This window comes from Acidisoma cellulosilyticum, from assembly GCF_020621385.1.
Taxonomy (GTDB): domain Bacteria; phylum Pseudomonadota; class Alphaproteobacteria; order Acetobacterales; family Acetobacteraceae; genus Acidisoma; species Acidisoma cellulosilyticum.
Window position 1 is genome coordinate 1 of sequence record NZ_JAESVA010000029.1, and the last position, 8,804, is coordinate 8,804.

At 53.2% G+C, this 8,804-nt stretch carries 7 protein-coding genes and 4 pseudogenes; 5 read left to right on the plus strand and 6 right to left on the minus strand.

Annotation, left to right across the window (positions count from 1 at the left end):
- Window positions 1-104 precede the first annotated feature (104 nt).
- Window positions 105-634 (plus strand): annotated as a pseudogene (locus ACELLULO517_RS28220) (IS5 family transposase); the annotation flags it as partial.
- Window positions 635-771: 137 nt separating this feature from the next.
- Complete coding sequence (locus ACELLULO517_RS28225; protein WP_227310843.1) at window positions 772-2,115, plus strand: GT-D fold domain-containing protein; 1,344 nt, start codon at window positions 772-774, stop codon at window positions 2,113-2,115.
- 94 nt (window positions 2,116-2,209) lie between these two features.
- On the opposite strand, the gene ACELLULO517_RS28230 is transcribed toward ACELLULO517_RS28225, so the two are convergent.
- Window positions 2,210-3,070, minus strand: a complete 861-nt coding sequence (locus tag ACELLULO517_RS28230; RefSeq protein ID WP_227310844.1) for a tetratricopeptide repeat protein — start codon at window positions 3,068-3,070, stop codon at window positions 2,210-2,212.
- A gap of 198 nt (window positions 3,071-3,268) precedes the next feature.
- Here ACELLULO517_RS28230 and ACELLULO517_RS28235 point away from each other — a divergent pair.
- Window positions 3,269-4,198, plus strand: a pseudogene (locus ACELLULO517_RS28235) (IS630 family transposase); the annotation flags it as partial.
- A gap of 84 nt (window positions 4,199-4,282) precedes the next feature.
- Window positions 4,283-4,459, plus strand: coding sequence for a transposase (locus ACELLULO517_RS28240; RefSeq protein ID WP_227310845.1), 177 nt, complete (start codon window positions 4,283-4,285; stop codon window positions 4,457-4,459).
- A gap of 593 nt (window positions 4,460-5,052) precedes the next feature.
- Here the strand turns inward: ACELLULO517_RS28240 and ACELLULO517_RS28245 are convergent.
- Entirely contained in the window at window positions 5,053-5,385 is a 333-nt protein-coding gene (locus ACELLULO517_RS28245; RefSeq protein ID WP_227310846.1) for a MarR family transcriptional regulator, read from the minus strand.
- Entirely contained in the window at window positions 5,382-5,879 is a 498-nt protein-coding gene (locus ACELLULO517_RS28250; protein ID WP_227310847.1) for a MucR family transcriptional regulator, read from the minus strand. Before ACELLULO517_RS28250 ends, ACELLULO517_RS28245 begins: the two co-directional genes overlap by 4 nt.
- Before the next feature lie 261 nt (window positions 5,880-6,140).
- Between ACELLULO517_RS28250 and ACELLULO517_RS28255 the strand changes: the two are divergent.
- A pseudogene (locus ACELLULO517_RS28255) lies at window positions 6,141-6,521 on the plus strand (IS110 family transposase); the annotation flags it as partial.
- Window positions 6,522-6,653: 132 nt separating this feature from the next.
- On the opposite strand, the pseudogene ACELLULO517_RS28260 reads toward ACELLULO517_RS28255, so the two are convergent.
- From ACELLULO517_RS28260 to ACELLULO517_RS28270, 3 genes and pseudogenes are all read right to left on the minus strand, one after another.
- Window positions 6,654-6,890: pseudogene (locus tag ACELLULO517_RS28260) on the minus strand (ATP-binding protein); the annotation flags it as partial.
- 284 nt (window positions 6,891-7,174) lie between these two features.
- Window positions 7,175-8,203 (minus strand): IS110 family RNA-guided transposase, encoded by a 1,029-nt coding sequence (locus ACELLULO517_RS28265; RefSeq protein WP_227310848.1) that lies wholly within the window; start codon window positions 8,201-8,203, stop codon window positions 7,175-7,177.
- A 53-nt stretch (window positions 8,204-8,256) separates the two neighbouring features.
- Window positions 8,257-8,804 (minus strand): ATP-binding protein (locus tag ACELLULO517_RS28270; protein WP_319796460.1); only part of this gene is annotated, 548 nt, incomplete at its 5' end.

The window sequence follows — 8,804 nt, forward strand, 5'->3', positions numbered from 1 at the left end:
ATGCCTTGGGCTTGGCAGCCGCCTGTCGCTGAAGCCAAAGCCGCAGCGTAACTCAGCCTCCGCTCGCCCGTAGTCCCCGACCCGGCGATAAACGACCGCTTACGATCAACCACCACCTGGTGATGCTCGACCGCGAGCGGGCTGGCTGTGAGGCAAGCCCGACAGCCGCCATGATCGACAGTCAGAGCGTCAAGACGACCGAGAGCGGCGGCATCCGTGGCTACGATGCGGGCAAGAAGATCAAGGGCCGCAAGCGCCACGCCATGGTCGACACGGACGGTCGGGCACTCAAGCTACAGGCCCATGCCGCCAATATCCAAGACCGCGACGGGGCAGGACCGCTGCTGCTGGCCTCGCGTCCGAGTTGGCCCTTCGTGGCACTGGGCTATGCCGATGGCGGCTACACTGGTTCCCGTGTGGCCAAAGCCAGCCCGATCCGCATCGAGGTGGTGCGCAAGGCCGACAGCCAGGTCGGCTTTGCTGTCATTGCCCGGCGATGGGTCGTCGAGCGGTTCTTCGCCTGGATCAACCGGAACAGGCGCTTTGCAAAAGATTTCGAGGCCACGATCGAGAGCGTCGAGGCCTTCTCTACGCCGCTTCCACCATCATCCTACTGCGAAGGCTGGACCGTTGATCAATCGATTCGAAATGGACTCTTAGAAATTCCTAAAAATCTGGTTCTTATCAGAAAATCGCAAAAACTGGTTTATGATTTTATCTAGTCGGGTATAATGCGTCAGCTATGTTAACACCCTGCCCGGAAGTGGCCTTATGCATAATTCTGCCGACATTGAGCATCTCGTCAGAGACGCAAATAATGCTATAGATAATTTACAAGCTGATGAATTTCTCAGAGTTGGGGGGCTCTGCATCGAATCCTCCATCCCGCCTCGTTTATTGGCCCAACTTGCAATAAAGGCGCGGCAAAGGGGTTTAGCCCAATCCGGCCGTATATTGCTCGAGCAATATATAAAAAATACGGCAGAACCCAATGAAGAGGTATATGTGGAGCTCGCTTTCCAAAAGCGAATAGCAGGCGATCATCAAGCGGCTGCCGAGTACTTCTCAATTGCAGCACGGCTACCAAAATCTCGCTTCACTACTAAGCTCAATTACGTACATATGCTTTTTGCTTCTGGGTTATTCGAGGATGCGAGGGTCGCGATGGCATCTCTAGCATCCTCAAAATCTTCGGAAATGGACCTCTTTCATTCTATGTCAGAGTTTGGCGATTATTTAGAGCAATTTTCGAGACAATCTACTGAGAAAAATCACAGTTTAATCAAATCTGGGTTGAAATGGCTTAAACATGATCAGGTAGCTTCTAAAATCCTTCATGCTATCGAGACTCGTTCGGGATTTTCTTTGATCCGCGTGGGAGATGGAGAGGGAGCTTTTCTTCGTCTTAACAATGAGGACGAATCTCGCTACGCGAATCTATACGATGCTAATAGACAAAACCGAATGGCGATGTGGTTTGGTTCAAATTTTGACTGGCGTAATAATGGCTTTTTCGAAGATAGTCTTGCTTTGGTTAAAGCAATAGAATCATGCGATATTTTAGCTATTCCAGACATAGCTTGGTTGCGTAACGGATATTCTATATCCAGTCAAAGTGGGATTCCTTCGCTCGTCAATATAGTGCGATTTTGCTCAGAGTTCATGCAAACCCCTGAAAAAATGCATTTTACGACCGCAAGCACCGCGAAAGAGTTGCAGATTCATGGGCATTTCGAGGTAATATTAAGAGTTGTTAAGCGCGTGACGGTTATAAGTTGCCTGCCAGATCTACCTACACTTCTTAGAAATTATTTCGGAATAAGCCAAGTTACGTTTATCCAAATACCTGGCGAGCAGGGATCTCGCGCTGCCTTGGGAGACCAAGTGAGCTTTGCAGCTCACTATCCTGAGGTTTATAAGGATTTGTTGAAATCTCTGGAGAAGCCCTGGGGTGGAGAGCTTGTTTTGATAGCTGGAGGGTTTTTGGGCAAACTTTATGCTTCAAAAATAAAGGAGTATGGGGGCATAGCCCTGGATATTGGGTCTTTGGCTGACCGATGGTTGGGGAAAAAAACTCGCCCTGGAGATGATCCTAGGTATAAGTTAGATTTTTGATATTTACGCATTTCACTAAGTAAAATTCTAAATAGGAAATGGGTTGTTCTTCGAAATGAAGTTCAACCCAAGCTTAAATTGGTCATGATTTGCTTTAAGAGAAGAGCTTTTTGATCCAGCGTTTGGGAGCAGCTAAATCCCATTTTGATAACGAGCTAGACGAGAGCGGTATAGTGGGCAGTTTATATTCCGTTTTGCTTTTTGTAAAGCTTTGTCTAAATTTGTAAGCTGGGCTTTCCTTGATGAATTGAATTTTACGCGAAAATTCTTCTGCGGAAACGGTATTTTTTTGCTGCTGGGCCAATTTTTGACTTAATGTTAGTATTCCTATATTTTCGGGTGCCAGCGAAAGAGCGGTTTTTGACACTTTTTCTGCTTCGTTCGTATAACCATGGTCTACTAAAAGTTTTAATAAAAAAGCATAAGAACTAGCTGGTGCTCTATCTGCAGCTACCGTATGTCTTGCCCATATTATTGCGTCATCAATATTTTTGATATCTATGTAGTAGCGTGAAACACGTAAGCATCCTTCCCGATTCGATTGCAGCAATGCAAGCTCGCGTGGGGTAAGATTTGCAGGGACATTTTCAAATTTACATATTTTATCAATACTATTTATATCAGGTATGTGAAAGGCAATGATATCAAAGGCGAGTAGATCGTTCAACGAACTATTCAGGAAATCAAAATTTATTATATGAACAAGCCTGACACTTTTTCGTCTTTTCAAATCTCCAACGTCCGCAGACATTTGAGTTATCAATAATTCATTTGATGAAATTTTTTTGATGCCCGAATCTATACATTGAATAAAAAAAAGAAAGTCATTTTTTTTAATCGAAAAATCAATCCCTTGAATTTTTTCTTCTTGTATAGACCAGTTTGCCAATCTAAACTGATATTTAGCATCCTGAATTAATCTTATACGATCAGGCGATGACAGAAGCAGGACCATTGGGAATTTCCAAAATTTAAAGTTGAGCCATTGCTTTGCGTTCCTATAACGCCAGGAAATAAGAGTTTATACCTCCAATTTTGGAACTAGCTACTCTAAAATAGATGTAATACCAAATCCACGAGAGGCTGACTCACGTCGGGGATTCCCAAAGTGGGTTCGATCTGATTCAACATCGTAGGCTGGAGGAGGCTTGCGATGGCAGCGGCGATCGATCTTCGTTCGGACTTCGATGGGGATGGTTTGCGTCGCATCCCGCGGGCAAGCAAGGACGGTCGGCAGGTCCGTCGGCTTCTAGCTCTGGCGGCGATCTATGACGGGGGCGCCCGGAGCGAGGCGGCCCGCATCGGCGGTGTCGGTCTCCAGATTGTGCGGGACTGGGTGGTGCGCTTCAACGAGCACGGCCCCGATGGTCTGATCGACGGCAAAGCACCGGGCGCTCTGCCGCTGCTCAGCGCGGAACAACGCCAAGCGCTGCTTCGTATCGTCGAGGTAGGGCCGATTCCGGCGTCACATGGCATGGTGCGGTGGAGATTGGTCGACCTGGCGCAATGGTCTGGGACGAGTTCAGGGTCTCGATCAGCAAGCAGACGCTGAGCCGCGAGCTTCGCGAATCTGGCTATCGCAAACTCTCAGCGCGCCCGCGACATCATGCCCAGGATGATGACGCTATCCCCGCTTTTAAAAAGCCTTCCCCGCCCAGTTGGCAGCGGTCCGGGCGACGCTCCCACGCGGTACGCCCATAGAGATCTGGTGGCAGGATGAGGCTCGGGTCGGCCAGAAGAACGGCATCACACGCCGGTGGGCCCGGCGCGGGACACGCCCCTCGGCGCCAAAGGATCAGCGAACCAAAGTCTGCCTACATCTACGGCGCGATCTGTCCAGCCGAAGGCAAAGCGGCGGGCCTCGTCCTGCCCCGCTGCAACACCGAGGGCAATGAAGCTTCATCTGGCCGAGATCGCTGCCACAGTGGCGCCCGGCGCACACGCCGCGCTGCTGCTCGATCAGGCTGGATGGCATGGCTCCAACGCGCTCCTCGTGCCGCCGAACATCACGCTCATGCCGTTGCCGTCGAAATGCCCCGAGCTCAATCCCGTCGAGAACATCTGGCAGTTCATGCACGATAACGTCTCCCTACGGTAGAGACCGCCCTTCATCATTTTCAATTTGAGGAAGGTATCCGGCTTCAGGATTTAGAGGTGGAAAGTGTCCATGATCGAGATAATGGGCACAAAGTTGCGGGTGCGGCGACGGCATAAGTCTTGGCCGGAGGCGGTTAAGCGTAAGATCGTGGCGGCGTCCTTTGTGCCGGGCGCATCGGTGTTGATGGTCGCGCGTCAATACGATGTGAACACCAATCTCGTCTTTAGCTGGCGTATCCTCGGTTAGACCGAGGCACGAATGAGGCTTGCAGCAGGACGCAATTCTCCAACAGCAGAAACTTGCCTTTTTAGCCGGTTCTCCGATAGGGTGGGGTACCACAAACCGCTCTATTGAAGCCTCGGCTCTAATCCCCGCGGCGCCCTCGTGGCGCCGGTCGGCTGTTTAGGTGCTGGGTTAGGCTAACTCCTCTGCGCGAATCTCTTCCCATCAATGGGAAGCAATATGCTGGCGTGAGTTTCTCAAGATGATACGAGTTTTTTGGCCGTGCCATGGTCACCCGTTTCTGTTGCTAAGATGGATGGATGCATGGCGAGAATTTGCTCAATGGCTTGGTCTGCGGCATGCCATCTACGATCAACAAACCGACACTTTTCTCCGCAACGCCAACATCTCGCGGGTCGTCGTGCTCAATGGCCACAAAAGGCTAGGTGTTTAGGCGCGGCAGCCACAGGCCGGATGCCTGGACCCAGACGCAGCCGGCGAAGACGACCACGCACAGCGCGGACGCAGGGCTGAACATTCATACGGCTTGTGCATCAGGTCAGCCTCGCCGCTTACCGGCAACCTGCTCGGCCGCGGTCAACGGCTGTTCTACGGCCTTAACGTTCTGTTGGACTGGCCACAAACGCCTTGCAATACCGCTTACCCGCGGCAGAAATATAGAGCAGCACGCTGCGGCCATCAGCGGGGTCTATTCTGCGCCGGATGAGTTCCGCAACCTCTAAACGATCAGCCACCCTTGTGACTGACGGCTTGGGGATCGACAGAAATTCAGCCAGGCCCCGGATCGTCTGAGGCTCATCGGCCGTGAAGCACACAAGCAGCACGGCGAACTGTCGAAGACTGAGATCTCGGGTTTCGGATCGAACCGCATCAAGAATCCGGTCTCGCAGGAATTCGGTAGCATCGCCCAAGCGCTTTTGTTTGCTCACCGAGCGCCCTCAGCGCCGGGCACTTTTTTGCCACGTCGCCTAGCAGGGATCTTCTGTACGACAGGTTCTGGTTCGACCAGGGCTTGCGGTTCTACAGTCGCCTTGTGGCCAAGCTTGTTCTGCTTTGCCAGGCCCGAGCGCTTTTCGGCATAGTTCGGAGCGACGATCGGGTATGTCGCCGGCAGCCCCCATTTGGCACGATACTCGTCAGGTTCCATGTTGTAGGCAGACTTCAGATGCCGCTTGAGCATCTTGAGCTTCCTTCCGTCTTCCAAGCAGACAATGTAGTCGGGGAAAACGCTTTTCTTGATCGGCACCGCAGGTACCAGCTCAGGTTCTGTTAGTCCGGCCGGAGCTGAACCTAGACGCTTAAGCACGCCGTAGACGGACTGTATAAGCTCTGGAACACCTCCGGTGTCGACCTCATGGTTCGCGACATAGGCAGATACGATATTGCTGACATAAGCACCAAGTTCAGATTCAGAAATAGTCACACAGTTCTCTTTCGTAATCACATGCCTTGCTAGACTATACTAGATCGAAACTTGACCCTAGGCTTATCGGCTGGCGCACTTTGATCATCGTAATATGATATCCTAAACAACCGCAAAGATAACCGGCGCTGCTAGGTCCTAGATGGCGTAACGGGCTGGCCGAACCAGAATTGGCCGAATTGGTCGTCGTCGCTCAGAGTGATGGTGTTATTGACCGGAGTTCAGGGAAGCACCTGCTCCATGCATCACGGAGGGACGACCATGGAATACTATGCCGGGATCGACGTGTCGCTGGAAAGCTCAAGCGTCTGCGTTGTCGATGGAAGCGGCCGGATCATCCGGGAAGCCAAGGTAGGAAGCGAACCGGCTGCACTGCTTGCTTGGTTCAAGGGGTTGGAGTTCGACCTGGCGCGCATTGGCCTTGAAGCAGGTCCTTTGTCGCAGTGGCTTTATGCGAGCATGCGCGATGCGGGGCTCACGGTAGAATTGCTTGAGACGCGGCATGTGCGGGATGCGTTCAAGGCGATGCCAGTGAAGACTGACCGTAAAGATGCGCTAGGCATTGCCCAATTGATACGGTTGGGTTGGTTCCGATCCGTGCATTGCAAATCGCTACCGGCGCAGGAACCGCGCGCTGTCCTGACCGCGTGCGGATTCCGATGATCGCGGCCACCCATTCCAATCCGATCGCGGCCATGTATTCCGATTTGATGGCGGCCACCTGAGATCGTCTCGGCAGGTCGATTTGGTCATTTCATAATCGCGTATTCCGGGTCAAGCATCGGTGCGCTTTTTGCGCAGACTTTCGCCCTTCAATTCGATGCGGTGGGCGTTGTGAACGAGGCGGTCGAGGATGGCATCGGCCAAAGTCGGATCGCCGACAATTTCATACCAACGCTCAACAGGGACCTGGCTGGTGATGATGAGTGAGCCGGTCTGATAACGGTCCTCGACAATTTCCAGAAGATCGCAGCGCTGCTCGGCGGTCAGTGGTTCGGGGCCCCAGTCGTCGTATGTGGACGGCTCCCGATGGCAAGTGCTTTTTCAGCTTCGAACGCTTTGGTTGTTGCGGTCATATGTCCGGCCTACTGATGCGGAGCATCTCCACTGGCCTTGATGAAGTCCGACAACCAGGATTCCCATCAAGGATGCGAGCTTCGCAGCTCAGACGACTGGTCGGGCTTTTCCTGGTCCTCGGTGCAACCGTTGTCGTTCATCACGTCAAAAGCACCTACCAAACTTAAACCTGGTTACTCTTCCTTTCTTCCGATCGCCTTCTGGTTGACGCCATCGGTTCAGTATGCCTTTGCGAAGGTCTCGGTGCGGAAGCCCTCGCCTGTGCTCATCATTGCCCAAATTATGCGGGCCATCTTGTTGGCCAGCGCTACAGTCACCAGCCGTGCAGGTTTCTTCGCTAGCAAACCCGCAGTCCATTCACTCAGCGGACCAACTCGCCTGCCTACTATATTAAGCAAAGATGTAGCTCCCAAGACGAGCAGTTTCCTCATGTACCGGTTGCCTTGCTTAGTTATGCCGCCGAGAGACTGCTTTCCGCCGCTGGAATTCTGCCTGGGCGTTAGACCGAGCCAAGCTGCAAAATCTCGTCCGGATTTAAATGCAGCCGGGTCTGGTACATGGGCAACTATCGCCGTAGCAATAAGCTTGCCCACCCCCGGAACCTCCACAAGCAGCTGGCTCATGCCGCTTTTTGCATGTTCCTTGGCAATCTTGCCATCCAGTTCCGCCAACGACTTGTCCAACTGGTCGAGTATGTTTCCAAGGATTGTTACAGCCCCCAGAGCGGCCTGCGGGAGGCAATCGTCGTCTTCAGCAATCTTCAAAAGCTCCTCAACATGGCCGGCGCCTTTGGCAACAACGATGCCGAACTCTGCAAGATGGCTGCGGATGGCGTTTACCGCCATCGTCCGTTGCTTAATCAGAAGTTCGCGCGCCGTATGCAGCATCAACGTAGCTTGTTGCTCAGGCGTCTTGACGGGCACAAAGCGCATCTGAGGCCGCGACATTGCTTCACAAATTGCCTCGGCATCGACAACATCATTCTTGCCGCGCTTGACGTATGGCTTAACGTAGGTAGGTGGAATGAGCAGCGTCGTATGGCCCATTGATCTCAGCTCACGTGCCCAGTAGTGGGCGGAGCTGCATGCCTCCATTCCCACGAGACACGGCTCGGTTTGCGCGAAGAACTCCCGCAGCTTCGCTCGCGTCAACTTGCGTGAGACAGCAGGCTTGCCTTCTTCGCTGAGCGCGTGGACCTGGAAGTAATTCTTGGCAAGATCGACGCCTACTCTGATGAAGCTCTTCATAAACAATCTCCCTATGTCTCGTGCTTACGATCACCCCGACATCTTGATGCAAGTCAGGAGAAGCCGTCCACACCATCAAGAATCAGCAGATCAACGCGGGCGAACTGCCGCATCAGCCGAGCATAGCGCCCGTCGCCGCGGGCCAGCGCCAGGCTGGCGAACAATCGCGGGCTGCGCTGGTAGAGCACTGATAGGTTCTCCCGGCAGACCTTGTCACCAAGTGCGCAGGCAAACCAGGACTTGCCCGCGCCGCAGGGTCCGGTGATCAGGCAGTGGCGGTGCTCACGTATCCAGTCGCAGGCGCCCAGGCGCAGGAACATAGTCCGGTCCAGACCGCGGGGCGTGCGATAATCGACATCCTCCATGGTAGCGGCATGACGCAGCTTGGCACTGCGGGCGCGGGCGGCAAATCGCCGCTGCTGGCGCAATGTCGCCTCCTGTTCGACGAGGAGGCCCAGCCATTCGGCATGCTCCAAGGCACGGCTCTCTGGATTGGCCTCTAGCAGGTTGCGGAAATTTAGATGCATGACGGGCGCTGATCTGATTCTCTGGTTCTGTTGGGATTGGAGTGTCAGATGCGTGGGACAGACGAGCAGACAGG